Below are 24687 nucleotides of genomic sequence, written 5' to 3'. Positions count from 1 at the left end.
CGGACAGCATTATTCCATGGGAGGAGTGGATGCCGGAAACGAAGCGTCCACTGGACTGGCGGGCCTATACGCGGCCGGAGAATGCGCTTGCATCAGCGTGCATGGCGCAAACCGGCTGGGCGGCAACTCCTTGTTGGAGACGATCGTCTTCGGAAGGATAGCTGGAAGTGCCATGTCTGAAAGCTCCGCTAAGGCTCCCGGGCCGGACATCGTATCGATCCGAGAGGGGATGGTGAATGAATCGAAAAGGATCGAGGACATACTACACAATGAAGGGGGTGGACAACAGGCGATATTGCGGGAAGAGCTGAAGGCGGTCATGTGGAGCTGTTTTGGGATATTCCGCCAGGAGGAGCGGATGGAAAAGGGGCTGGCCAGGATAAGGGATGTTCAGGCCAGGATGAGGTCGGTCTCCATCGGTGACAAGGGCAGACCATTCAATCAGGCGTTGGTGGACCTCTTGGAGCTGGAGGGGATGACGAAGGTCGCTGAGGCGGTTGGCTTAGGCGCCCTCTATCGCCGGGAGTCCAGAGGTTCACATTTCAGGACCGACTTCCCCAGAAGGGACGATACCGAGTTCCTGAGACACTCCATGGTCTCGGTCAGGGAGGGAGGACTGCTGGTCACATATTCTCCGGTACGCCTTGGTAAGTTCGGGGTAAAGGAGCGTGAGTACTGATGAAGATCAGGGTCTTCCGCAAAGCACTTGGCCAAAACGCAAGCTACCGGGTGTACGAGGTCGAGGAGCGTCAAGGCATGACCGTGCTGGACGCCCTATTCCAGATCCATGACCGTCAGGACGATTCACTATCATTCCGCTATTCGTGCCGCGGTGCGGTGTGCGGAAGCTGCGCCATGCTGATCAACAAGGTTCCGAGACTAGCCTGCAGAACCCAGATGGCAGGCCTGGTGGGAGAGGCGCCTTTGCGGCTGGCCCCTTCGGCATCGATCGTGCCAACGGAAGGCTGGGACCCGAAGCAGGAAGCGTTGATCGAACCCCTACCCAACATGGCCGTGCTGAAGGACCTGATAGTGGACATGGATGGTTTCTATGCCAAATACCGTAAGGTCGGACCTACCTTGTTGTCCATGAACACTGGGGAAAAGGAATCCTTGATGACGGCGGAAGCGGTGAAGGAGCTGGAAAGGTACACCAATTGCATCATGTGCGCCGCCTGCTACAGTGCATGCCCGGTCAACGGCACCGATCCGGAATATATCGGGCCGGCAGCGCTGGCGAAGCTTTACCGTTTCGCCATGGACCCCCGGGACCGGGAGGGCGCGCGGAGACTGAGCAAGGCGGATGAACCGCATGGTTGGTGGGCATGCCGATTCTACACCAACTGCAACAAGGTCTGCCCCAAGGATGTGCCGCCCAACGTCGCGATCGGGAAAGCCCGGCAGGATCTGATGAACCGGAAGAAGGGAACGGAGGGTAAGGCATGAGGAAGGAGAGGGACTCCCTTGGGGAGATGGAGCTGCCGGACGATGCGATCTATGGGGTCCAGACCAAAAGGGCCATGGACAACTTCCGGGCCAGCGGGCTCCCCGCCAGGATAGAGATGGTAAGAGCCTACGTCACGGTAAAGAAGGCGGCGGCCATGGCCAACATGGAGATCGGTGACCTAGAGGAGGAGATCGGCATCGCCATCGTGACCGCCTGCAATGAGATCCTTGACGGGAGGCACATGGACCAATTCCCGGTCGATGTCTTCCAGGCGGGCGCCGGAACCTCGTTCAACATGAACGTGAACGAGGTCGTCTGCAATCTGGCCCTGGAGATCATGGGCTTCTCAAGAGGGGACTACAGGATCATAGGCCCGAACGACCATGTCAACATGTCCCAGAGCACCAACGACACTTACCCCACCGCCTCCCACATGGCCATCCTGGACAAGGGGGACGAGCTGCTCCGGGAGCTGGACGCACTCTCCTCATCCTTTGAGAAAAAAGGTATCGAGCTTAGGCAGGTTGCCAAGTCAGGTCGGACCCATCTCATGGACGCCCTGCCCATCAGGATGGGGAACGAGTTCGGCGCCTATGCCTCGGCGGTCCGCAGGGCCCGGGGAAGGATCGGACAGCGTCTGGATGACCTGTTGGAACTGTCGATCGGAGGCTCGGCGGTGGGCACCGGGGCCAACACCGGGAACGGGTACCGCAACCTGGTGATCGAGAACCTCTCGATGCTTTCCCACCGGCTCTTCATCTCTGCCCGGGATCCGTTCGAAGCGCTCCAGTCCCGCTCACAGATGCTCGCCTTCTCCTCATCGCTGCGTGAGCTGGCTCTTGAACTGATCCGCATAGCCAACGACCTACGCCTGCTCAACTCGGGCCCCACCACGGGATTGGCAGAGCTGACGCTGCCAGCTGTGCAACCGGGATCGTCAATGATGCCGGGAAAGGTGAACCCGGTGATGGCCGAATGCCTTGACATGGTCTGCTTCCAGGTGCTTGGAAACGACGCCACCACCGTTATGGCGGCACAGGCAGGACAGCTCGAGCTGAACGTCATGACCCCAGTGATGACCTACGACATCCTAGAGTCGCTGAACCTGCTGATACGCTATCTGCCGGACTTCCGGGAGAGGTGCGTCGACGGCATCACCGCGAACACGGCAAGGTGCGCTTCGTACATCGAGACGAATCCGATACTGGCCACATTGCTGAGCGAACGGATCGGATACTTGAGGGCGGCGGAGCTGGTGAAGGAATCGACGGAAACGGGTGTCTCCGTTCCGGCGCTGGCGGTGAAGAAGAAGATGCTCACCAAGAAGGAAGCGAAGGAGCTCTTCGACCCGATCCGCATGTCCCTGGGCAAATATGATTGAATCGTTCGACGCCAGGCGATGTCCTGTGAGGATATCACTGGCCGGGCCCGACCGTGTTCCCTTTGAGGGAAAGCACCGCCCCGGCCAGGCTGATGATGCCGCTGACCACCATGATGATGCCGACCGCACTGGCCAGTTCCGAGGTTCCCGCTCCGCCTTCGATGTTGCTGACGCTGACCGCACCCATCTGCAGGGTGAGCAGTATGGTCCCCAATGAGACGCCCAAGGCCATGCCGAGGTTCCTTAGCGTGGCGGACATGCTGGAAGCTATGCCGGCCTTCTCCCTCGGAAGGGCGACCATCACCTCGGTGTTGTTCGGGCTTTGGAACAATGCGCTCCCGACCCCCATGATGAAGAACGCCGCCAGCACCAGCATCAGGTTCGTGCTCACGAAGGCGAACGCCATCAGGAACAGGGAGACCGCGCGGATCAGGTGCCCGGCCGGGCTATAGTACTTCGAATGCGTCTTGTCGTACATCTTGCCGGTGATCGGAGCCCCGAACACCAGAACGGCGGGGAGGACCATGAATATCAGACCCACCTGTTCCGGCGAGTAGCCCAGGACCCCCTCGAAATAGAACGGGCCCAACGCCGTGACCATTATGGACGAGGTGAAGAAAAGCATCATGCTAACCCCGGTCAAGGTGAACCGCCTCACCCGGAACACGCTGATGTCCAGCATCGGCAGCGAGGCCCGTTTCTCCCACAGGACGAAGCCGATGAGCAAGACCGCGAAGAGGAGGGCGTAGATCCCACCGACCACGCTGATCGTTCCCTCCCCGGCTACCTGCCCCAGGAACAGCATCAATGTTACCACCGATGTGATCCAAAGGACCGCCCCGGGGTAGTCGATCCTCAGGCAGTTCTCGCACCTCTCCTCCAGTTTCAGCATTTTGAAGGCCGCGATGAACACCACGATGCCGATCGGGACATTGATCAGGAATATGTACCGCCAGCCCAAAGCTCCCACGATGAACCCTCCCAGCACCGGACCGACCATGCTCGCTCCGGCCACGGTCGATCCGAGGAAGCCCATGACCCGGCCGCGCTCCTGATGAGAGAACGTCTGGAAATTGATGGCCGCGGCGATGCTGAACAGCATGGAAGCCCCGATGCCCTGCATGATACGGAACAGGATCAGCTGGTCGAGCCCGGCGGAGATGCCGCACAGGAACGACGAGACGGTGAACAGCCCCAGGCCCATGATGAACATCTTCGCCTTGCCGGTGTACTCAGCGATGCGTCCGAAAAAGATCAGAAGGCTGGTCTGCACCACCAGATAGATGGTGATGACCCACTGCGAGTCCGAGACCTTTACCAGGAAGTTGGTGGTTATGCTCGGCAACGCGATGTTGACCACGACGGAGTCGAGCACCGACATGAACACTCCGGTCAGCACAATGGCGAGAATGATGTACTTCCGCCTCTCCTCGCCTCGAGCCAACGTTCCGGTCATGGTCCTTCCCCTTCCCGGGCAAGACCCCCAGCCGCTAATAGATTTCGGTGGACTGGAACCCTTTTCCAGAGATAATTGTCAGGTCACGAGAACGGACAGATTCACCTTTATGCGCGTTTGATAACCGGATGCGAAGGCACTTTAAGGTTGCCGGGAATAATTACGATGAGGCAAAGATCTTGGGGCATTTCGTTCGCGGGCTGACACTGAGCGTGTCCGGATTCCTGGGCATGGCGCTCTGTTTGAACTATTCCAGCTCGTCTGATTCCCCCTATCTGGTCCCTGTCGGCCTGACCTCGGTGTTCCTCGGCGTGGTGGGGTTCATCCTCATGGCGTCAGGCATGAACCGGGAGACGGTAGCGACGGGCTCGAGGACGGACGGTGCCTCCCATGATGCGGACCTAAAGGTCACCGACCATCCGCGGATGGGCGAGGGCATAGAACTTGTCCGGCTTGACGATCCGACCACAAAGTATTGAGTTCATTATTTGGGAAGACGCATTTCCTTTTCCGAACCCTGGGTACAATAGTAGGTGTTCCTGAGGTCCAGGTCAACGGTCACCGGACAGTCCGGGCACACGCACCCCAGCTCGTCCAACTGACATTCCTTGCTCCGGCCAAGAAGGCAGTATAAACGCTCCCTCTTTCGGGCGGCGCATTCGTTGTAAGTGGGGCAGGAAGCGCAGATGCACTTCTTCTTGTTGGTCTCTATGAGGTTCCTCACCTGTTCCGGGCCGAGCGCCTTCATCTGTTCCAAGTATTGTTCGAACTTGTCCATCGCATTCGCCTCGCTCTACGGTTTTTTTACAGAGGCGCCACTTGATAAGCATATGCCTGGTGGATGAGCGTCTCGGAAAGATGTGAAAGACCGATCGAACAAACGATCAATAGAACCAGCCTTGATACTGTCCGGTGATGGGACAGCCCATGCATTTCCTCTCGGTGAAGGAACGGCAGTCCTTGCATTGGATATCGACACCGCAGGGAGGGGTCTTGGAATGCTCCGGGGTGAGGACGGTCGGCAGCACCAGGTCCCTTTCGGCGCTGATGATGATGTTGAAGTCCAGCTCCTTGACGAACTTGCTGGAACGCAAATGCCCATTGACGATCGACTCGAGGGTGGCGATGTTCTCGCTGACGAACATCAGACACAGGTTGTTGCGCCCGGAAATTGTGAACCCATTGGCGAAATAGGGACAGTTGCGAAACATGTCCAGGATGACGCTGGGATTGTTCGAGGCGATGTCCACCTTGGCCATGTAGAGCCCCATCTTAAGCGGGTTAATGCCGGTCATGGTCTGGATGGCCCCGCTGTCCTTGAGCTTCTTGATACGCACCGCCACCGAAGGCTGTGAAAGGTCCACTTCCTTGGCGATCTGCTCCTGGGATACGCCGGGGTCCTTGGCATACATCGAGACGATCATCCTGTCCTTCTTGTCAAGCTGCATGCGATCACGCGGATTATGCAACGGCCGTCCCTGTTAAATCTATATCTGTGCCAAAGGCAGAGGCAGATATGAACGGACCACAAATTGTTATGCGGACCATTGCATTCCGACCATCATGCAAACGGAGACCATCCGCACCTTCCGAAACGATGATCTGGATGAACTTCACCGGATGATCATGGCCACCATAGAGGAGTGCTATTCAGAGGCCTATCCGCCGGAGGCGGTGAGCTTTTTCCAAGAATATCATTCGCCAGAACATATCAGCGACGATGCATCCAACGGTTACACGATCGTGGTCGTCGAGAAAGGGTCTATCGTTGGGACTGGAACGCTCTTAGGCAGCAACATCAGGAGGGTGTTCGTTCTGCCCTCACGTCAGGGAAAGGGGATCGGAAGCATGATCATGGCCGAGCTGGAGAGGAAGGCTGCGGGGAATTCGATAATGGCCGTCGAACTGGACTCCTCTTCCGTTTCGGTGGACTTCTATGATCATCTCGGCTATGTTGGAGCATCCCGGCATAATATCAATTTGAAAGGCGGGGCAAGACTGGAACATGTCCCCATGAGGAAAAGAGTCGGCCTGCATCGATCATAAGCGCTGGCACCTGGGGCAGAACAGCGTGGTGCGGCCCCCGACCCTTATCATGACGAGCCGGCCGTTGCCCCTAGGGCACTCCGCCCCTTCTTCCCTGACCTTGACCAAGTATTTTGCCGATAGCGCCGAGAAATCAGACGAAACAGCGATCGAGGCCCGGAGGACCAGGCCGATCTGGCGATGGATCTCGTTCAGTTTGCTCAGGGCAAGGGAATCGGCATGGGCCTCGGGATGGACCTTTGCCTGGAAGAGCACCTCGTCCGCGTATAGGTTCCCGATCCCGGAGAGCACCCGCTGATCCAGCAACACCGTTTTAATGGCCTTCCTATGTCCTGAGACGCGTTCGACGAAATCAGAACGGCCGATGCATAGGGCATCCGGTCCGAGAGCGTGCTCGGATATGAACTGGTCAACAGAACCGACGATGCCTAGGGCACCGAACTTGCGCTGGTCGGTGTAGCATAGGACCGCCCCATCCTCGAACCGAAAGATGATCCTGGCATACTTCGGGGTTGAGGCGTATTCCATGGCCAGGTCCCCGGTCATGCCAAGGTGGATGGTCAGGTAGGAGCCGTCATCAAGACCGATGAACATCTGCTTGCCCCGTCGGCCGGCAAGGGTCATCGTACGGCCGGCCATGCTCTGCCTGAACGTTTCTGCGTCAATGTCACTGAGAACCCCGTCGTCCAGCACTTCGACCGCATCGATCCGTCGATTCAGCGCGTTTCCTTCCAGGTATCGCCTTGCCTGCTCAACCTCGGGTAGCTCGGGCATCATAACAATATGACAGAGTGGCAATATTAACCGTCTGGTCATGTGCCCGATCATTATGGTCGGAATCTCAGAAAACTGATATATGCTACATGTTATCACCCTGCACAGTGAGTCGGGTCAGGTTCACTTTGTCGCAGTGTGGGACAGACCCCAAGAGTGGGATACATCCGCGCGATGCAATTCCTTACGAACTCACGATGCAGGAACCGGGAGGATGGTTTCGTGGGATGTTGGAACCCTAAGATCGAAATGATGCCAAAGGTCGAACTGAAGAGCTTACAGTATAAGCTTCTCAAGAACCTGGTGAACAAGCTCTACGACCAGTCCCGTTTCTATCGCACCCGGATGGAAAGCAAGGGGGTGACGCCCGACGATATCCGGTCATTGGACGACATGGCCAAGCTTCCCTTCATGACCAAAAAGGACTATCGGGAGAACTATCCGGATAAGATATTCATCGCTCCCAAGGAGGACATCGTCCGATATCACGCTTCTTCTGGAACAACTGGCAAGCCTACCATAGTCGGCTATACCAGGAACGACATCGACAATTGGTCAGAATCGCTGGCCCGATCGATCACCTCCGCCGGACTGGGAAAGCATGATGTGGTCCAGGTGTCCAATACTTACGGGCTATTCACTGGCGGGTTGGGGTTCCACTATGCCGCCGAACGCATCGGAGCGGCGGTCGTACCGGCCAGCACAGGCAACACGGAAAGACAGGTGGAGCTTATCCAGGACCTGGGCGTCACCGCCATGGCCTGTACCCCTTCATACATGATTCACGTCGGCGAGGTGGCAGAGAAGATGGGTGTCAGCCTGAAGAACGACACCAAACTGAGGTATGGACTGCTGGGAGCAGAGCCCTGGTCGGACAAGATGCGGGACAAGATCTACGATTCATTGGGGGTCAAGGGCATCAATTGCTTCGGTGCCAGCGAGCTCTCCGGACCGCTCTTCAGCGAGTGCGAGCATCAGCAGGGCATCCACTTCTGGGGGGACTTCGCGCTATTGGAGATAGTCGACCCTAAGACCGGCGAACCGGTTGGTGCGGGCGAGAGGGGAGAGATGGTCCTGACCATGCTCCAGAAGGAGGCGTTCCCTCTGATCCGCTACCGCATCGGTGACCTGACCGTAATGGATGAGGAGGTCTGCGCCTGCGGTCGGACGCATCCCCGTATCACCCGCATCACCGGCCGGGTGGACGATATGCTCATTATCCGGGGAATCAATGTGTTCCCGTCCCAGGTGGAATACTCGCTCAACACCAACCCCGAAGTGGGGAACGAGTTCCAGATCGTGGTCGAACGCAAAGGAGCGTTGGACACGATGATGGTCCGGGTGGAGCTGAAACCGGAGGCGTTCACCGACAACATCCTGGAACTGAACTGCATCCGGGAGCGGATCGCGCACAAGCTGCGGTCGCTGCTCAACGTCAATCCGGTGATAGAACTGGTGGGGCCAGGGACCCTGCCCCGGTTCGAAGGTAAGGCGAAAAGGGTCATTGACAGGAGGGAGATCTGATGGCGGACGATTTGGACAGGTACAAGATCAAGCAGCTCTCGATATTCTCCGAGAACAGGCCAGGCCGGCTCATGGACTTCAGCAAGGCGATGGGCGAGGAGAACATCAACATCCTGGCGTTCAGCATCGCTGAAGGTGCTGGATATGGAGTCATCCGTGCATTCGTCTCCGACCCGGAAAAGGCCCTGCGCAGGCTGCAGGAGCACGGTTTCGTGGTGCGTTACACGGACGTCATCGCCATCCATATGGCGGACAAGCCGGGCGGCCTTTATGACCTGACCAAGGTGCTCAAGGAGGCGGGCATCAACATCGAATACGCCTATGCCTACCGTAATGAGCCCGGGGCGATCCTGGTGATCCGGGTCGAGGATATCGAAAGGGCGATCAGCACCATAAAGGCAAGCGGTGCCAAGTTACTGGACGCATCGTCCTTCAAGTGAAGGGCGACGTCATTTCCATTTCTTTCGACCCTTCCCTGAAAGAATCAAATATGCTACATGATATCACCTGACACTGTTCTTTTCCGAGGTCGGGATGGACGCCGTGATGGTAATGCGGCATTGAGGACGATCGAAGGTCCTTGGTTTCCTGATTTTCGGATCATAAGAGGAATCGGTATGTCGTGCTGGAACCCCAAGGTCGAAATGATGCCGGGAGACGAGCTCCGCGGCCTGCAGCTGAAGCTCCTGAAGTCGCTGGTCTACAGGTTGTACAGCTTTTCGCCTTTCTACCGGGAGCGTATGGACGCGGCACACGTGTCACCGGACGACATCAAGACCCTGGATGATGTGGAGAAGCTGCCGTTCATGGTCAAGGGGGACCTGCGGGACATCCCCATGGAGAGGCTGTTCACCGCTTCCAACAGGGAGCTGGTCCGGTATCATGCCTCTTCCGGGACCACCGGCAAGCCGACCATCGTCGGCTACACCAAGCATGACGTGGACAACTGGTCCGAGTCGATCGCCCGGGGGCTCATGTCCTGTGGGATCACCCAGGACGATACCGTTCAAGTGGCCTACACCTATGGTCTTTTCACCGGCGGGCTGGGCCTGCATTACGGTGCCGAGCGCTTGGGGGCGACTGTGGTACCGAGCAGCACCGGAAACTCTGAAAGGCAGCTGGATCTGATCAAGACCCTGAACGTCAAGGCCATCGCCTGCACTCCCTCATATTTGATGCACCTGGGTGAGGTCGCTGCGAAGATGGGCATCGACATCAGGAAGGACACCAAGCTAAGGATCGGAGTGCTAGGTGCGGAGCCCTGGTCCGATGGCATGAGGGACCGGATATTCGAGTCTCTGGGAGTCAGGGGCATTAATATCTACGGCACCAGCGAGCTCTCTGGTCCGCTCTGGTGCGAATGCGAGCGGCAGAACGGCATGCATGTGTGGAGCGACCTGGCGCTCGTGGAGATCGTCGATCCCAAGACCGGCAAGAAGGTCGGTCCGGGCGAGAAGGGCGAACTGGTCATCACCATGCTGCAGAAGGAGGCGTTGCCGATCATCCGGTACCGGACCGGTGACATAACCACCATGGATGAGACGCCGTGCGCCTGCGGACGGACGCACCCGAGGATCGGGAGGATCAGCGGCCGGTCCGATGACATGCTGATCATCCGGGGGATCAACGTCTTCCCTTCGCAGATCGAGTATGTGCTATTGTCAATGCCTCAACTAGGGAACGAGTTCCAGATCATCGTGGAGAGGACCGGGGCCCTGGACGAGATGACCGTGAAGGTGGAGCTGAAGCCGGAGGGATTCGTCGATGATATGGCCAAGATCGAGGTCCTGCGGGACAAGATCGCCTCCAAACTGAGGACCACCCTCATGGTCAACGCATGCATAGAACTGGTCGAGCCTGGTTCCCTGCCCCGGTTCGAAGGCAAGGCCAAGCGCGTCATAGACAATCGCAGACTCTGAAGACGGGAAGGGTCATTGTCACGTGTTAACATGCACCGGGACAACATGTAACATTAATATACATCCACTCCGATTCCTATAAAACTCAATCCGACTGCGACCTTGCGGTCGCGAGTCCTTGGCCGCCGGAGGAAACGGCCTTGTGAGTGCGAATGGGGGGATTTCGATGGTGTTCGGGATAGAGGACCCACAGATAATCCTAGCATATGTGCTAGCGATCGGAGTGACGATAGTTTGCGTCGTTTACGGATGGTTCAAGTGGAATAAGGAAGAGGATTGAGATGGTCGACACCGCAACATTCTGGGTGTTCACCGCAGGTTATGTCGCAATCACTCTGTTCCTGGCCTACTATGGATGGAAGAAGACCAAGAGCTCTGAGGATTTCCTTCTCGCTGGCAAGAACGTCAGCCCATGGGTCATTGGTCTATCGTATGGTTCCACATTCATTTCCACGTCGGCGATCGTCGGGTTCGGCGGAGTGGCCGCCCAGCTGGGCATGGGATTGATGTGGCTGGTGTTCCTGAACATCGCGTTGGGCATATTGATCGCCTTTGTTGTATTCGGAAAACCGACCAGGAGGCTGGGACAGAAGCTCAAGGCCATGACCTTCCCGGACCTGATCGGCAAGAGATACAACTCGCACTTTATGCAGTATGCCACAGGCATCCTGATCCTGATTTCGATGCCACTGTACTCGTCGGCAGTGCTGATCGGGGGCTCGCAGTTCATCAACGTCACGCTGAACGTGGATTACAACACGGCATTGTTGGGATTTGCCCTTATAACGGCAGCGTACGTCGTCTTCGGCGGTCTTCTCGCGGTCATGTACACCGATGCGTTCCAGGGCGGCGTTATGATCCTGGGCATGTCGTTGATCTTGATCATCACATTCTCTCTATTGGGTGGAGTGGACAACGCAATCTCGGCATTAACCGCTCTAAAAGATCAACCCGCCGCCATAGCCCAAATTGGCAGCCTCACAAAAGGTGGTTGGAACGGGTGGACCACGATGCCGAATTTCGGATCTGACATATGGCTCACAATGGTGACAACGATCATCATGGGGGTCGGCATCGGAGTGCTGGCGCAACCTCAACTGATAGTCCGTTTCATGACCGCAAAGGATTCTAAGGCGTTGAATCGGGCCATACCTATAGGTGCTGTCTTCATCCTCCTCACGACCGGTGTAGCCTATACCGTAGGGGCATTGACCAACGTCTATTTCTTTGACCATAACCAGAAAATTTCCACTGTTATGGCAACAACTAATGGCGTTCTCAACACGGATAAAATAATGCCGCTTTACATCAACTCGGGGGCAATGCCAGACATAGTGATCGTCCTGTTCATGCTGACTCTCCTGGCAGCGGCCATGTCAACGCTCAGTTCGATATTCCATACGATGGGATCTGCGGCCGGTCACGACGTCTGGAGGCACTTCAAGACGACGAGATTGATGCCCAAGAGCAAACGCTGCGAACTGGAGGAGTGCTCCACCCTGAGGGCCAACAAGGTGGGTGCCGGGATCATGATCGTAGCCAGTGTCGGTCTCGCCTTCATCATGCCGCCCAGCATCATTGCGAGGGCCACGGCGATGTTCATGGGACTGTGCGCGGCGGCATTCCTGCCCCTGTTCACGCACGCCCTGTTCTCCAAGAAGGTATCGCTCCTGGCGGCCAAGTCGAGCCTGGTGGTCGGAGCTGTGACCTGGTTCGCGTGGACTGCGTTCGTGCACACCAAAGAGTCGTCGGCCCTGGGCATCTGCAAGGCGCTCTTCGGCTCTGATTCCCTGCTCGCGGGAACCTCATGGACCGTGGTCGACTCGCTGGTCATTGCCATACCCCTGTCGATACTGGCACTGTTCATCGGTTGGTACCTGGACAAGAGAAATGACAGATTGCTACCGGAACTGGCCTAAACATTTTTTTGCCCCGCAAGGGGCTTATTTCTTGGTTCATAATGCTTGCTACGAGGTATCATGTTCCGGACTAGCATGTAACATTTAAATAATCTCAGTTTATTTCATTGAGAATGTGAACCATCGCTTGACTGGTTCTCAATGAATGTGAAGTTTCACCACTGACTGGATATCACACCATCAGGGGTCTGCACATTCAAAGGAGGGGGATTCGGTGTTCGGAATAGTTGACGTACAGATTCAGATAGCATATGCCATTGCTATTGGGCTGGCAGCCTTTTGCGTGGCATACGGTGTTATGATGTGGAATAAGGAGGACGATTAGGATGGACACCGTATTGTTTTGGGTCTTTACCGCAATCTACATCGCGATCACTTTGTTCCTGGCTTACCTCGCCTGGAAGAAGACAAAGAGTGGCGATCATTTTCTGGTCGCCGGAAGGGAGGTCAGCCCTTGGATCATCGGACTTTCGTATGGGGCCACCTTCATCAGTACATCGGCCATTGTCGGGTTCGGCGGAGTGGCCGCCCAGCTGGGCATGGGAGTGATCTGGCTCACTGTGCTTAATATCGGGGTGGGCATACTGGTGGCGTTCATCGTGTTCGGGAAACCGACCCGTCGTCTGGGCCATAGGCTCAACGCTCTCACCTTCCCGGACCTTCTGGGAAAGAGATTCCAATCACCGTTCATGCAGTATTCGACGAGCATTCTCATCCTGGTGTCGATGCCATTGTATTCATCGGCGGTCATTATCGGCGGAGCTTCCTTCATAAATGTGGTCCTGGGCGTTCCATACGAATGGGCATTGATCGGATTTGCCGTCATAACGGCCTTATATGTCGTCTTCGGAGGGTTGCTGGGTGTCATGTACACCGATGCCTTCCAGGGAATCCTGATGATGGTAGGGATGACCGCGGTCCTGATCCTTACCTATAGCATGCTCGGGGGAGTGACAACCGCCCATACAGCATTGACGAACATGTCCAGCCTTGTCCCGTCCGGACTTGCCAGTGCAGGAATGACCGGATGGACATCGATGCCGACCTTCGGTTCCACAGTTTGGCTAAAGATGATCACCACCATAGTCATGGGCGTGGGTATCGGCGTGCTTGCGCAGCCGCAGCTCATAGTCCGCTTCATGACCGCCAAGGACTCGAAGGCGCTGAACCGGGCGGTCCCGATCGGAGGAGTGTTCATAATCATGATGACGGGGGTCGCCTTCACCGTCGGGGCATTGACCAATGTCTATTTCTATCAACAGACCGGAAAGATCGCGCTGGCCCAGCCGGAAGTGGCCGGCAATACCGATAAGATCATTCCTCTTTTCATCAACTCGTCCATGCCGGATATCATCATCGTCCTGTTCATGCTGACTCTCTTGGCAGCGGCCATGTCAACGCTCAGTTCAATCTTCCACACCATGGGGTCGGCCGCTGGCCATGACCTTTGGATACACCTGAAGAACCGCAAGGCCAAAGACCCGTATGAGAAGATCAGCCAGGCAAGATCCTCGATGACCGCGACCAAGCTTGGCACCGGAGTTATGATCATCGCTAGCGTGGCGTTGGCATTTGTGATGCCTGGAAGCATCATCGCCCGGGCGACGGCCATGTTCATGGGGATCTGCGCGGTCTCTTTCCTGCCGTTATTCACTCATGCACTTTTCTCGAAAAGGGTCTCGCTCATCGGAGCGAAAGCAAGCCTGGTCGTCGGGGTCACCGCATGGTTCCTGTGGACGGTCTTCGTACACGTCGCTGAATCCCAGCCGCTTGGGATCAGCAAATTCATTACCGGAAATGATGCGGTCCTGGGAAATCCCTGGCAGGTCATCGATCCTATCGTGATCGCAATGCCTCTGTCGATCGCGGCGCTAGCGATCGGATGGTACCTTGAAAGCCGGAGATGGAAGACGGAGGACAGAATGACCGCCCCTCAGTGAGGTTCATGGCCCATGGGACGACCGTTTCAAACCATATATATGGCCGAATTATCGGCGTCTTTACTCTGAGCCATCGCCCCGGGAGAACAAACGGCCTAGCCGGTCCGTGACGTCGTACCACCGGGAGTTCCATAGGATCTTGGTCCGATCGTCGCGAACGGCGATGAAGAACCCTTCCAGAAAACCGGTATAGCCTTCGGTCGAGAACGGTGTAGCGGTCAGATAGTGGACGGAAGGGCATACGAAGAGGTCGTGACTGACGAAGACCTCGAATGACCTGGATGGATCGGCGAGCACCCTGCCCATGAATATCCTTAGGCCGGTCTCGACATCCTTCAGACCGGCCACCTTGTCCTTCGCCAGCTGCCTGCCGATGATGTCCTCGATCGAACAGGTGTCCAGCGTTCTGTCCAGCGCTTCGCTGTCGTCCATGAAGAGCGGGGAACCGCCAAGGGAATCGCTGGTCACCAGGGGCTGTCGGTATCGATTGCCGGAAGCGATGAGTTCCGCTGTCTGGATACAACGGCGGACAATGCTGGAGGAACATCCGTCCATCCTGATACCATTCCTCTCAAGAATGACGCCCAGTCTCTCCGCGTCCCTCATGCCTTTCTCCGTTATGCTAACACCGTTGGGAGCTTTCGCGGTCCTGTAAAGCGGCCGCTCCGCGTGCCTTACCACAAGCTTGACAGTGTCGAATTTACCTCCTTCAAGGAGGAGGGATATCTGCCTCTCGTCCAATGGTTCACCAGCGCTGGGAACAACGCAGAACAGATATTCATTCTTGACTGGAAGATCAACATGATAAAAATCCCGAATCCCCAGACCTTCGTTTAAGTGGAATGAGCACTTTCAACGATGCGATACAAAACGATTTGAAAGGACGATCGGTATTAATTTTGGGGATCTAAGTGATGCCGGAAGTCGTCGTTTATAACGCAGTGAGCGCAGATGGAAGAATGGACCATTGCAGTTTCGACATTGGAACGTACTATTCGATCGCGGCCAAGATGAATACGGAGGTGATCTTGGTTGGCAGCGAGACGATAGTATCAGCGGGCCTGACGGACACCGATGCGGACGCCTATGTTCCAAAGAACGATCCGAAAGATAAGAGACTGACCGTCGCGATCGTCGACGGTAAAGGCCGCATCAGGTGCTGGAACAATCTTCGAAATCAACCGTACTGGAAGGAAGCGGTGGCGCTGGTCTCCGCCTCGACACCGAAGGAATACTTGGAGTACCTGAAGGAAAGGAAGGTCAGATACGCCTCGTTCGGGGATGACCGTGTGGACCTGACCGTGGCCCTGGAGTGGCTAGGAACGGAGTTCGGCGCCAAAAGGATCAGGGTGGACAGCGGGGGTAACTTGAACGGTGCGCTTCTGCGTCAGAAGCTGGTCTCTGAGGTGCACCTGTTGATCCATCCCTTAGCAGTGGGAGGAAGTACGAACCGTTCAATGTTCATCGCCCCCGATCTGGGAGATGAGGACAAAGCGATAGAGATGGACCTGCTAGGCACCAAAAAATACGAAGGCGGTCTGCTGTACCTGAGATATAAGGTCCGCAACAACTCCGAAAAACCGGATCAGTAAGAATAGATGGAATGTGTTTGGCGGCGACCGGGGATCACCCGGCCCATGCGCCTTACTGGTCAACGTAGTCGAGCCACTTGTCATACTTCTTGTCCTGGCCTCTGGCGGCCTTGAAGAACGCGGTCTGGAGTTTCTTGGTGATGGGCCCTGCCTTTCCGTCCCCGATCATGCGTCCGTCCAGGTAGCTGCAGGGAGTGACCTCTGCCGCGGTGCCGGTCATGAAGAACTCGTCGGCGATGAATATCTCTCCTCTGGTGATGTCGCGCTCAACGACCTCGATCTTAAGATCTTTGGCGATGGTGATTACGGAGTCCTTGGTCACTCCTTCCAGGACGCCCGCGGTTATCGGCGGGGTGATGAGCTTTCCGTGCCGGACGATGAACATGTTCTCGCCCGGTCCTTCCGCGACGGTCCCGTTCGAGTTCAGCATGAGCGCTTCATCCGCCCCGTGCTGATTGGACTCGATCTTGGCGATGACCGAGTTCACATAGTTGCCGCAGATCTTGGCCTGTAGCGATGTGGACTTGTTCGAAGGCTTCTCCCAGGAGGAGGTCATGATGTTGGCTCCCTTCTCCAGCTGTTCCTTGCCCATGTAGGTCCCCATCTTCGCGGTGGCCACTGCGACGTTCACCTTGAACTTCGCTGGGTTAAGGACGATCTTGCCTGGCTCGCCCAGCCCATAGTATGCGATCGGACGTATGTAGTCAATGTCCGTCTTGGTCTGCCTGACCACCTCACGGGTCGCTTCGCATATCTCCTCGACGGTGTAAGGGATCTTCATGTCCAGAATCTTTGATGAGTTGAACAGACGGACGATGTGGTCCTGCAGCCGAAAGATGGCCCGCCCCTTTTTCGTATCATACAGGCGTATGCCCTCGAAGACGCCGCTGCCATAGTGCAGGGCATGGGACATTAGCGGCACGTAAGCCTTGTCCTGTTCGACCATCTTGCCGTCCATCCAGACCATCGGTTTGTTTGCCATTATGATGCCTCGATCAATCTCATTCCATCACCTGCCCTCCAGGGAGATGACGGAGCGTGTTAGAATATGTCAAGCCCTTTTTGAAGGTATCGCAGGCTTTCATTTGTTGGCCAGCGGTCGGTCATAGAGCCTATCGCCCACCCCGTTCGCTTCGGCCGTTTTTTTCCACATCTTGTTGCTGAAATACACGTAGAGGAACTTCGGGACCAGCGGCCTGCCGATCAGGTCCCTCGCCTGCTTCGAAAGCCCACCTCCCAGTGACATCGATACTGCCAATAGGGCCAGCCCTGCCCTGAGGTTCTTGGTGCGCCCACCGGACTCCTCCAGGGTCTTACCCTCAAGTATCGGTCCCGCCCCCAGCGCTCCGCCTCCGTTCCAGGTGAATCCTGTGTCCCGTGCGAAAAGCACACATATTTCCAGCGCAACAGTGCTCTGGACGGATTCTGGGAATCCTGAATTGATGATGGCGTACAACGGCTTGCCTTTGCCGCCTTTCGGTCCCTTTCTCTCCAGGAACAGCTCAAAGAAATGGATCACCCCCGATGGTAGGCTGTCCACATACAATGGGGACAACAGGACTGCCGCTTCAGCTCGGTCGACGGCCTCGAATAGATCGTCCTCCTTGCCACCATCGATCGCCTGGTGTATATGCTTGATCTCCACCTCGACATTGATCTCCCTCAGCCTGGAGGCGAGGTATTCCGCCATGACCATGGAGGTACCGCCTTTGGGTTTCGGACTCCCGATGAGGAGCAACGCGCTCTTGAGGGTCATTGCAGAACCCCCATGCCGTCGAGCACGAGGTCGAGCTTGTGCGAGACCTCCTCTCTTGTTTCCATGTCGTAGACGACCAGGGAATTGGATTTCGGAGCGTGTCCGTTGATGGAATTGCGCTTCGCCAGTCTGGCAAACACGTTCTCATGGAGCTTGTCCTCCTTATCGATCGATCCCACGACCAACATTGTCGGGTATGATTCGTATCTCAGGGCGTGGTGCACCTCTCCTTCCGTCTTTTTGAAGAAAGGTAGGACCGTCTGAATCTGCCGGTCGAGCGCGTTCTTGAGCAGGCTGCTGTAGCCGCCAAACGTGATCGGCGTGAGCATGACCATGAACTGCGTGTTGGCGATGCAGCTGGCCACCTTTTGGCTATCATCCTCATAGACGCAAAGACCGGGCCGTTTTACCCAGCATCCGAAACACCCAGTGCACCTTCTCATATTGTTGTCCCGGAGGACGATCTCTTCCAGCTTATGGTCCTTGCCCTCGATCCGTTCCCTCAGCTCCGCTTTGACATTTTCCAGGGCAGGGATAGATTGCCGCGACCCGTCTAGGATGAGAACATTCATCGCAATCAGTCGATGTCATCCACCGACCCCCATAATAGCTTTCCTAGAGGCGATGTAACGTATCGAATGTTTCTCGATCCGGAAATGACCGTTCACAAATCGAAACCACATCAGTTTCGATTAAATAACCTCAGTTTCATCGATTTAGCTTGGCATCGGAAGGTGCCGACGTTGAGATCCCCGGCCTGATAGGCTGTCAACGGCGGCCATGCCTTACCGAGGCTGCTCCCACGGGCACCGACCGCATGCACTGGCCGAGTGCCCCTATTTTTTCCTGTTCTGTCCGTCAATGGTCCGACGAAGTCGGTCCCAGAGATGATTGCCTCTTCCCTGAATGAAAAGTACATTAACGTCGCAGACCGGTTGATATCGCGGACGTGATTTTGCATGCGTTTCGAGACCAAGGCCATACATGTCGGGGAGGAGCACGGTAGGTTCCAGAACGGCGATGTGGTTGTTCCCATTCACCTCTCCAGCACGTTCGCCAGAAACAAGATGGACGATCTTCCAGGAGGTTATCACTATTCAAGGGCCGGTAATCCGACCCGGGCAGCGTTGGAGGAGCGCCTGGCCGTGCTGGAGAACGGGAGCGGAGGATTGGCTTTCAGTTCAGGCATGGCGGCTGAGACGGCACTGTTGTTCTTGCTTAAGACCGGGGACCGCGTGCTCGCATGCAACGATATCTACGGCGGCACCTACAGGATGTTCAATGAATGCTTCCCTCAGTTCGGGGTGAATGTGACCTACCTGGACTTTCACGACCATAGATCGATGGAGCAGGAACTGAAGGCAGGAAAGGAAATGATATGGCTGGAAACTCCGACGAACCCGACGTTGCGCGTCTATGACATACGGTACATCTCCGAGAATGCCCATCGGCTTAATCCGAATACCATCGTCGTGGTGGACAACACCTTCGCCAGTCCCTATTTCCAGAGCCCTCTGGATCTGGGTGCTGACGTCGTCGTGCATTCGACCACAAAATACATCGCCGGGCACAGCGACGTGATCGGAGGGGCCCTGGTGTCAAAGGACAAAGAGCTCCTAGGGAGACTCAAGAAGTATCAGAGGACTACCGGAGCCATACCGGGCCCCTTCGACGTGTTCCTGACGCTGAGGGGCATCAAGACACTGGCATTGCGCATGCAAAGGCACGAGGAGAACGCCAGAGCGGTCGCCGATTTCCTGTCCTCGCACGAACTGGTCAAGAAGGTTTTGTTCCCTGGCCTTGACTCACACCCTGACCACGAATTGGCCAAACGGCAGATGAAAGGATATTCGGGCATGGTCTCTTTCGAGGTGAATGACAGCGCATCGGCAATAAAACTCACGGAATCGACACGAATATTCGCGCTTGCCGAGAGCCTTGGAGGGGTCGAATCGCTGATCGAGCATCCGTCCTCCATGACGCACAGGATGATGCCGAGGGAGGAACGGCTGAAAGCAGGGATCGGCGACAATCTGATCCGGCTGTCGGTCGGCATCGAGCACAAGGACGATCTGATTGAGGACCTGGAGCAGGCACTGAAGAATAGCCATCAATGACCGGAGGCGTCAAAGCAATTATCCGAGAGAACATCGCTCCGCAGGCCATGGATAAGAACCCGATGCAGCTGTTCAAGGATGAGTTCCCGGAATTGGCAGACAAATTCGACCAGCTGGTAGACGCGCAGAGGCGGCTCGAAGGGCTCGATCAGAAGACCAAACAGCTGATCAATATCGCCATCCAGACGGCCAATCGAAATCCGAGAGGGGTCATGTTCCACTCGATGATGGCCAGAACGGCGGGTGCTTCCAGGAATGAGGTACTCGAAGCGGTCGCGATGAACCTTCACCTTTCCGGCCTGGCCGCTGTGTTGGAATGCCTGCCGGCGTCGGTCGAGGGTTTCGAGAAGAAATGAGGACTTCTGACCTGATCAGACCAGGCAGGTCCAATAACGCATGATAAGGAACACGAGAAGCGCGGTCTGCAGGATCACGAATAACGGGACCAGAAGGAACTTGGCGTGCTTGGTCTTGTGCCGGTATCTCAGCATCGACAGGTAGCTGCCGTATGGTCCGAAGAACGCGGCCGTCAGCAATCTGCCTTCAGGAGTTCTCCATCCGTTGTTCCTCGCTCTCAACTTGTCCTTGCGGAAAAGCAGGAAGGCTGCCCCGTTGACCAGGACGAACACCACCAAGGCGATCAGCAGGTATGTGGGACCTGTCATCCCATCCGCTAAGGCCGAACGGATTATTAAAAAGAAGCTAGCCACGTTCAATCGAAGATAACGATGTTGTGACCGTCCACCGCCACCTTGCTGTTGGCAACCTTCTGACCGGCACCGTTCTCGGCCTTGCACTGTTCGATCAGTTCCGGCATGGCGATGGATGAGAAGTTGGCGATGCCCTTGGCAAAATCGCCGATGCGGACTACGTCCCCATCTTTGAACTCGCCCTCGACCGATGTGATGCCGCATGGCAGTAGGCTGTTCCCTTCGCGCAATGCCTTCTGTGCCCCGGCATCCACGGTGATCTTACCACGCGGACAGGCGAACAGGATCCATCGCTCCTTGTTGCTGTACTTGGCCTTGGAAGAGAACAGCGTTCCGATATCCTCTCCCTGGACCACCCGAACGATGATGTCCTTGGCTCGCCCGTTGGCGATGACCATGTTGCAGCCCGATTGCATTGATATCTTGGCCGCGTTGATCTTGGTCTTCATGCCTCCGACGCTCCTCTCGTTGCGATGGGACCCGGCGATGCGCTCGATGTCCTTCGTGATCTCATCGACAGTGTGGATGAGCTTGGCGTTCGGATCGGCGTCCGGATTCCGGTCATACAGCCCTTCCACGTCCGTCAGCAGGATCAACAGGTCGGCATCGATCTTGCTGGCCACCAGTGCCGATAGCTTGTCGTTGTCCCCGAAGATCTCCTCGATCTCATCGGTGGATATGACATCGTTCTCGTTCACGACCGGGATGGCCCCGAGCCGGAACAGTTCATCGATGGAGGCCCGCAGGTTCAGGTATCGCTTCCGGTCGGAGAACGCACCGTATGTCAGAAGGACCTGGCCGACGCTCTTCCCGTGCTTCTTGAAGGCGTCCCTCCAGGCCATCATAAGTATGGCTTGCCCAACCGCCGCGCACGCCTGTTTGCGGGCCACGTCCTTACGGGCATCCTCCAGACCAAGCTCGGCCGCCCCGGAACCGATCGCGCCTGAGGTAACGATTATGCTCTGGACCCCTTGTTTTTCCAATAGAACGACCTGGCGGGCCACGTTCTCCAGATAGGAAGAATCTACGGTACCGTCATCCTTGCAGATGGTGTTCGTGCCGATCTTGATTACCACTCGCTTCGCTTCCAGGGCTCTCATTTGATCTTCCTGTGCGTGAACTGTTTGGTGCCGTCGGCGTAATCGGCGACGACCTGTCCTTTTCCGGATAGGCGATACTTGTATATGACCAGTCCCTCCAGGCCGACCGGCCCGCGGGCGTGGGTCTTGTTGGTGCTTATCCCGACCTCTGCGCCCAGCCCATAGCGGAACCCATCCGCGAACCGGGTGGAACAATTCCACAGGACCGAAGCAGAGTCCACCGTGTCCATGAACCGGTTGGCCCTCCCCTCGTCCTGGGTTATGATGGCATCGGTGTGATGGGAACCGTGCCTGTTGATGTGATCTACCGCCTCCTCCAAAGAGGAGACCGTTTTGACAGAAAGGACGAGATCGTTGTACTCGGCGTTCCAGTCATCCTCGGTGGCCGGGCTCGCCTCGATCAGCTGCCTGGTCTTTTCGTCCCCTCGGATCTCGACATGGGCTTCAGAATATCTCTTGGCCATTCGCGGGAGGAACTCCTTGGCGATGTCCTCATGCACCAGCAGCGTTTCCATCGCATTGCATACCGCTGGGTATTGGCACTTGGCATCGAAGGCAACGTTCACCGCCATGTCCACATCGGCGTCCTTGTCCACGTAGGTATGGCAAACACCGGCGGCATGACCGAGGACCGGTATCCTCGTGGAATCCTGGATGGAACGGACCAACTGGTTGGATCCGCGCGGTATTATCAGGTCCACCAGGTCGTCCTGGTCGAGGAGTTCCTTGACCTCTTCCCGGGTTGACAGCAGCTGTACCGAGTCCTTGAAACCCTCATCAGCATGCATTATGCCCTCCACGATGGCCTTGGCAAGCGCTGAGTTGGTCTCCTTGGCCTCGGAACCGCCTTTCAGGATGACCGCATTTCCTGACTTGATGCAAAGGGTGGATATCTGGACCAGGGCGTCCGGCCTTGATTCGAATATAACGGCGACCACGCCGATGGGGGTGGTGACTTTGTTCAGGATCAGGCCGTCGTCCAGCTCCGTCTTTGAGATGGATCTTCCGATCGGATCATCCTGTTGGATCAACGATTCTATCTGGGCGATCGACTCCTCGATCTTATGATGATCATATTTGAGACGCTTGAGAAGGGGCGTGGCCAGATTGATCCTCTCTGCGTTCCGCAGATCGGCCTGGTTGGCTTCCACTATCGCTTCCTCGCTGCGCTTGAGGGATATTGCCACCTCGTTCAGGGCCCGGTTACGCACCTGCGCCGGCATGCTCTGTAGCCGAAGCGATGCCAGTTTGGCCCTCTCCGCCGCTCTTCTTACTTCGTCCATGCACATACCGGCACGAAGCCGAATGGCATAATCCTTTCGCTGTTGATGGCTGAGGTGCCATGTTCCTCAAGTCGCCGCGAGACAAGAAAGAATGACTTAGAGCTCAACAGCAACCACCAGGGCCGCCACATGAGACCTCTTTGCCGGTAAGCGCTGCGTGGATCATGGCATGAGCACATCCAACGCCGCTCTCAACCTTGATGGCTCCGCTGACACAGTTGACCTGACAGGCCCCGCATTCCATACAGTCATCTGCGTTGACCATCTTTGCCTTGCGGCTTTGGATCTCGAATACGCCGTGCGGGCAGACCTCGACGCACCTTCCGCATCCGGAACAACGGTGAGGCATGAGCATCAGGGAGTTTCGGGCCTTCTTGACGTCTATCTGGTTGTTGGTTTGGATCAGTAAACTTCCTTCCATCTTACCACCCCGCGAACGACGACAGAGCTGCAACGGCGAATAGTATTCCTCCGATTATGAACATTCCGACCATTATCGGTATGTACCGGAATATCTCCCGCTTGACACCGGTCCTTGAGGCGAATGTCGAGGAACCGGTGAAGTTCAATGCCAGGTAACCGACCCCGGGGGCGATCAGAAGTGCATCGGCCACTATGAACAGGGCAGTGATCCAATAAGGGTCCGAGCCCCTTGTCAGCACCGTATTGGCAATGAACGGCAGGGCCATTATCGTACCGAGCACTATCCCTTTTGAGCTGAAGTCCCTGGTCGGCAACCAGGGCAACAGTATTGGGAACAGCACCGTGCCTGACAGGACCACCGTGATCGCCATCAGGGCTGGCACCAATCCTCCCATTATGAACAGGACCAAGGCCGCCACGGCCATGATGATCAATGACTGCACGATCTCCACCGGTATCAATACGATCCGGTCCTTCAAAGGGAACTTCACCTTGCGCATCTCCGCGTCCGGACCATGCTCCAGATAACGAGGGAGATCGACGGCGCGCACTGGCCCAAAGTCCACTCTGAATCCGGTCTCCTTCTGCACCTCGTGCGCCGAGACGCCGGGGGCTCCCAGCTGGGGTAGGATCAGCCTCCGGTGGGTGACGACGTTGGAGAGCTCCGTCTCCCGCACCCGGTTGATGACCTCTGCGGTACCGAAGGTGCCTTTTCCAGCTGCGCACCAGACGTTGATCCCTTTGGTGTCCAGCACCATGATGTAGCCGTCTATGCCTTTGATCGAGGTGCGAAGGGCATCGAAGCTGAGAGTGTAATTAGCGGTTACGAAGACCGGAGATTCCGGGCCTGGGCTGCCTAAGGAGTAGAGACCTGGCTTGACCAGATGCGAGTAGCGATGATAGCCGATCCTGGCAGTCAGATGGTCCTTTTTGCTCTTCCTGTCCATTGCGTAATCAGCATGCATGATCTCTGACATGCCTGTCACCTCAGATCCCGATGGTCTCGGTGACCACTTCTTTGGCCTTTCCGGCAAGCTCGTTCGCCTTCATGAGATGGATGCAGCATACCTTGCCATTCTTTTCCAGTGTGACCAGCGCCAGCTTGTCGCCCGCTTTGATGCCGGCCTTCTCCCGGATATCCTTGGGAAGGACCATCTGTCCCCTTTCATCGACGCTGACTATGGACTCCACACGATATTCCTCGCACGCCGGGTCAGGTCCGCAGGAACTTGCTTTTGTCTTCATGTTCTCCGAACGTGATGAGTAATCAAACTATATGTATTATTCTGAAAAATCAGAT

At 56.4% G+C, this 24687-nt stretch carries 27 protein-coding genes; 13 read left to right on the top strand and 14 right to left on the bottom strand.

All coding sequences use genetic code 11. The features are described 5' to 3' along the window. The 3 genes from VGK23_00320 to VGK23_00310 form a co-directional block, all read left to right on the top strand. The coding region (locus VGK23_00320) for an FAD-binding protein (protein ID HEY3418981.1) at nt 1-679 on the top strand (679 nt) is incomplete at its 5' end. Beyond that, on the top strand, nt 679-1446 hold the full coding sequence (locus tag VGK23_00315; protein HEY3418980.1) for a succinate dehydrogenase/fumarate reductase iron-sulfur subunit: 768 nt from the start codon (nt 679-681) through the stop codon (nt 1444-1446). The genes VGK23_00320 and VGK23_00315, both read left to right, overlap by 1 nt. Then, the gene (locus tag VGK23_00310) at nt 1443-2828 is read left to right on the top strand and encodes an aspartate ammonia-lyase (protein ID HEY3418979.1); all 1386 of its coding nucleotides are present in this window, start codon (nt 1443-1445) and stop codon (nt 2826-2828) included. Before VGK23_00315 ends, VGK23_00310 begins: the two co-directional genes overlap by 4 nt. 34 nt (nt 2829-2862) lie before the next feature. On the opposite strand, the gene VGK23_00305 is transcribed toward VGK23_00310, so the two are convergent. Then, the gene (locus VGK23_00305) at nt 2863-4284 is read right to left on the bottom strand and encodes a DHA2 family efflux MFS transporter permease subunit (protein ID HEY3418978.1); all 1422 of its coding nucleotides are present in this window, start codon (nt 4282-4284) and stop codon (nt 2863-2865) included. 128 nt (nt 4285-4412) lie between these two features. On the opposite strand from VGK23_00305, the gene VGK23_00300 reads away from it, so the two are divergent. After that, nucleotides 4413-4763, top strand: a complete 351-nt coding sequence (locus VGK23_00300; GenBank protein ID HEY3418977.1) for a hypothetical protein — start codon at nt 4413-4415, stop codon at nt 4761-4763. Between the two features lie 5 nt (nt 4764-4768). Here VGK23_00300 and VGK23_00295 read toward each other — a convergent pair whose 3' ends face one another. Together VGK23_00295 and VGK23_00290 are read right to left on the bottom strand one after the other, a co-directional pair. After that, nucleotides 4769-5062 carry a DUF2769 domain-containing protein gene (locus VGK23_00295; protein ID HEY3418976.1) on the bottom strand — a complete coding sequence of 98 codons (294 nt, stop codon included), beginning with the start codon at nt 5060-5062 and terminating at the stop codon, nt 4769-4771. 106 nt (nt 5063-5168) lie between these two features. Continuing rightward, entirely contained in the window at nt 5169-5732 is a 564-nt protein-coding gene (locus VGK23_00290; GenBank protein HEY3418975.1) for an Lrp/AsnC family transcriptional regulator, read from the bottom strand. 115 nt (nt 5733-5847) lie between these two features. On the opposite strand from VGK23_00290, the gene VGK23_00285 reads away from it, so the two are divergent. After that, on the top strand, nt 5848-6330 hold the full coding sequence (locus VGK23_00285; protein HEY3418974.1) for a GNAT family N-acetyltransferase: 483 nt from the start codon (nt 5848-5850) through the stop codon (nt 6328-6330). Here the strand turns inward: VGK23_00285 and mutM are convergent. Further along, nucleotides 6325-7104, bottom strand: a complete 780-nt coding sequence (mutM, locus tag VGK23_00280; GenBank protein HEY3418973.1) for a DNA-formamidopyrimidine glycosylase — start codon at nt 7102-7104, stop codon at nt 6325-6327. The genes VGK23_00285 and mutM overlap by 6 nt on opposite strands. Nucleotides 7105-7353: 249 nt before the next feature. On the opposite strand from mutM, the gene VGK23_00275 reads away from it, so the two are divergent. The 5 genes from VGK23_00275 to VGK23_00255 all read left to right on the top strand — a co-directional run bounded on the left by VGK23_00275 (nt 7354) and on the right by VGK23_00255 (nt 14406). Then, a complete protein-coding gene (locus tag VGK23_00275) occupies nt 7354-8628 on the top strand; it encodes a phenylacetate--CoA ligase (GenBank protein HEY3418972.1) in 1275 nt (424 codons plus the stop codon). Then, a complete protein-coding gene (locus tag VGK23_00270) occupies nt 8628-9068 on the top strand; it encodes an ACT domain-containing protein (protein HEY3418971.1) in 441 nt (146 codons plus the stop codon). Before VGK23_00275 ends, VGK23_00270 begins: the two co-directional genes overlap by 1 nt. A 177-nt stretch (nt 9069-9245) precedes the next feature. Next, the gene (locus tag VGK23_00265; protein ID HEY3418970.1) at nt 9246-10547 is read left to right on the top strand and encodes a phenylacetate--CoA ligase; all 1302 of its coding nucleotides are present in this window, start codon (nt 9246-9248) and stop codon (nt 10545-10547) included. A 281-nt stretch (nt 10548-10828) separates the two neighbouring features. Then, complete coding sequence (locus tag VGK23_00260) at nt 10829-12466, top strand: sodium:solute symporter family protein (GenBank protein HEY3418969.1); 1638 nt, start codon at nt 10829-10831, stop codon at nt 12464-12466. Nucleotides 12467-12792: 326 nt separating this feature from the next. Continuing rightward, nucleotides 12793-14406, top strand: coding sequence for a sodium:solute symporter family protein (locus tag VGK23_00255; GenBank protein HEY3418968.1), 1614 nt, complete (start codon nt 12793-12795; stop codon nt 14404-14406). 60 nt (nt 14407-14466) lie between these two features. Here VGK23_00255 and VGK23_00250 read toward each other — a convergent pair whose 3' ends face one another. After that, a complete protein-coding gene (locus VGK23_00250) occupies nt 14467-15147 on the bottom strand; it encodes a histidine phosphatase family protein (GenBank protein HEY3418967.1) in 681 nt (226 codons plus the stop codon). 173 nt (nt 15148-15320) lie between these two features. Here VGK23_00250 and VGK23_00245 point away from each other — a divergent pair, with 173 nt between their 5' ends. Further along, a complete protein-coding gene (locus VGK23_00245) occupies nt 15321-15998 on the top strand; it encodes a dihydrofolate reductase family protein (protein HEY3418966.1) in 678 nt (225 codons plus the stop codon). 52 nt (nt 15999-16050) lie between these two features. Here VGK23_00245 and VGK23_00240 read toward each other — a convergent pair whose 3' ends face one another. The 3 genes from VGK23_00240 to VGK23_00230 all read right to left on the bottom strand — a co-directional run bounded on the left by VGK23_00240 (nt 16051) and on the right by VGK23_00230 (nt 18326). Continuing rightward, nucleotides 16051-16980, bottom strand: a complete 930-nt coding sequence (locus tag VGK23_00240; GenBank protein HEY3418965.1) for a branched-chain amino acid transaminase — start codon at nt 16978-16980, stop codon at nt 16051-16053. A gap of 99 nt (nt 16981-17079) precedes the next feature. Next, nucleotides 17080-17754, bottom strand: coding sequence for an NAD(P)H-dependent oxidoreductase (locus VGK23_00235; protein HEY3418964.1), 675 nt, complete (start codon nt 17752-17754; stop codon nt 17080-17082). Next, on the bottom strand, nt 17751-18326 hold the full coding sequence (locus VGK23_00230; protein HEY3418963.1) for an NAD(P)H-dependent oxidoreductase: 576 nt from the start codon (nt 18324-18326) through the stop codon (nt 17751-17753). The genes VGK23_00235 and VGK23_00230 overlap by 4 nt, the downstream gene beginning before the upstream one ends. Nucleotides 18327-18713: 387 nt before the next feature. Here VGK23_00230 and VGK23_00225 point away from each other — a divergent pair, with 387 nt between their 5' ends. After that, nucleotides 18714-19871, top strand: coding sequence for a PLP-dependent aspartate aminotransferase family protein (locus VGK23_00225; protein HEY3418962.1), 1158 nt, complete (start codon nt 18714-18716; stop codon nt 19869-19871). Further along, the gene (locus VGK23_00220) at nt 19868-20227 is read left to right on the top strand and encodes a carboxymuconolactone decarboxylase family protein (GenBank protein HEY3418961.1); all 360 of its coding nucleotides are present in this window, start codon (nt 19868-19870) and stop codon (nt 20225-20227) included. Before VGK23_00225 ends, VGK23_00220 begins: the two co-directional genes overlap by 4 nt. Before the next feature lie 15 nt (nt 20228-20242). On the opposite strand, the gene VGK23_00215 is transcribed toward VGK23_00220, so the two are convergent. The 6 genes from VGK23_00215 to VGK23_00190 form a co-directional block, all read right to left on the bottom strand. Continuing rightward, nucleotides 20243-20536 (bottom strand): DUF1294 domain-containing protein, encoded by a 294-nt coding sequence (locus VGK23_00215; GenBank protein ID HEY3418960.1) that lies wholly within the window; start codon nt 20534-20536, stop codon nt 20243-20245. 47 nt (nt 20537-20583) lie between these two features. Next, entirely contained in the window at nt 20584-21681 is a 1098-nt protein-coding gene (gene proB, locus VGK23_00210) for a glutamate 5-kinase (GenBank protein HEY3418959.1), read from the bottom strand. Further along, on the bottom strand, nt 21678-22964 hold the full coding sequence (locus VGK23_00205) for a glutamate-5-semialdehyde dehydrogenase (protein HEY3418958.1): 1287 nt from the start codon (nt 22962-22964) through the stop codon (nt 21678-21680). Before VGK23_00205 ends, proB begins: the two co-directional genes overlap by 4 nt. Nucleotides 22965-23067: 103 nt before the next feature. After that, nucleotides 23068-23319 carry a mercury methylation ferredoxin HgcB gene (gene hgcB / locus VGK23_00200; protein HEY3418957.1) on the bottom strand — a complete coding sequence of 84 codons (252 nt, stop codon included), beginning with the start codon at nt 23317-23319 and terminating at the stop codon, nt 23068-23070. A 67-nt stretch (nt 23320-23386) separates the two neighbouring features. Beyond that, on the bottom strand, nt 23387-24364 hold the full coding sequence (gene hgcA / locus VGK23_00195) for a mercury methylation corrinoid protein HgcA (GenBank protein HEY3418956.1): 978 nt from the start codon (nt 24362-24364) through the stop codon (nt 23387-23389). A 10-nt stretch (nt 24365-24374) separates the two neighbouring features. Then, nucleotides 24375-24632 carry an HgcAB-associated protein gene (locus tag VGK23_00190; protein HEY3418955.1) on the bottom strand — a complete coding sequence of 86 codons (258 nt, stop codon included), beginning with the start codon at nt 24630-24632 and terminating at the stop codon, nt 24375-24377. Between the last annotated feature and the right edge of the window lie 55 nt (nt 24633-24687).

This window comes from Methanomassiliicoccales archaeon (assembly GCA_036504055.1).
Lineage (GTDB): Archaea > Thermoplasmatota > Thermoplasmata > Methanomassiliicoccales > UBA472 > DASXVU01.
This window is presented reverse-complemented; position numbering and strand designations above follow the sequence as displayed.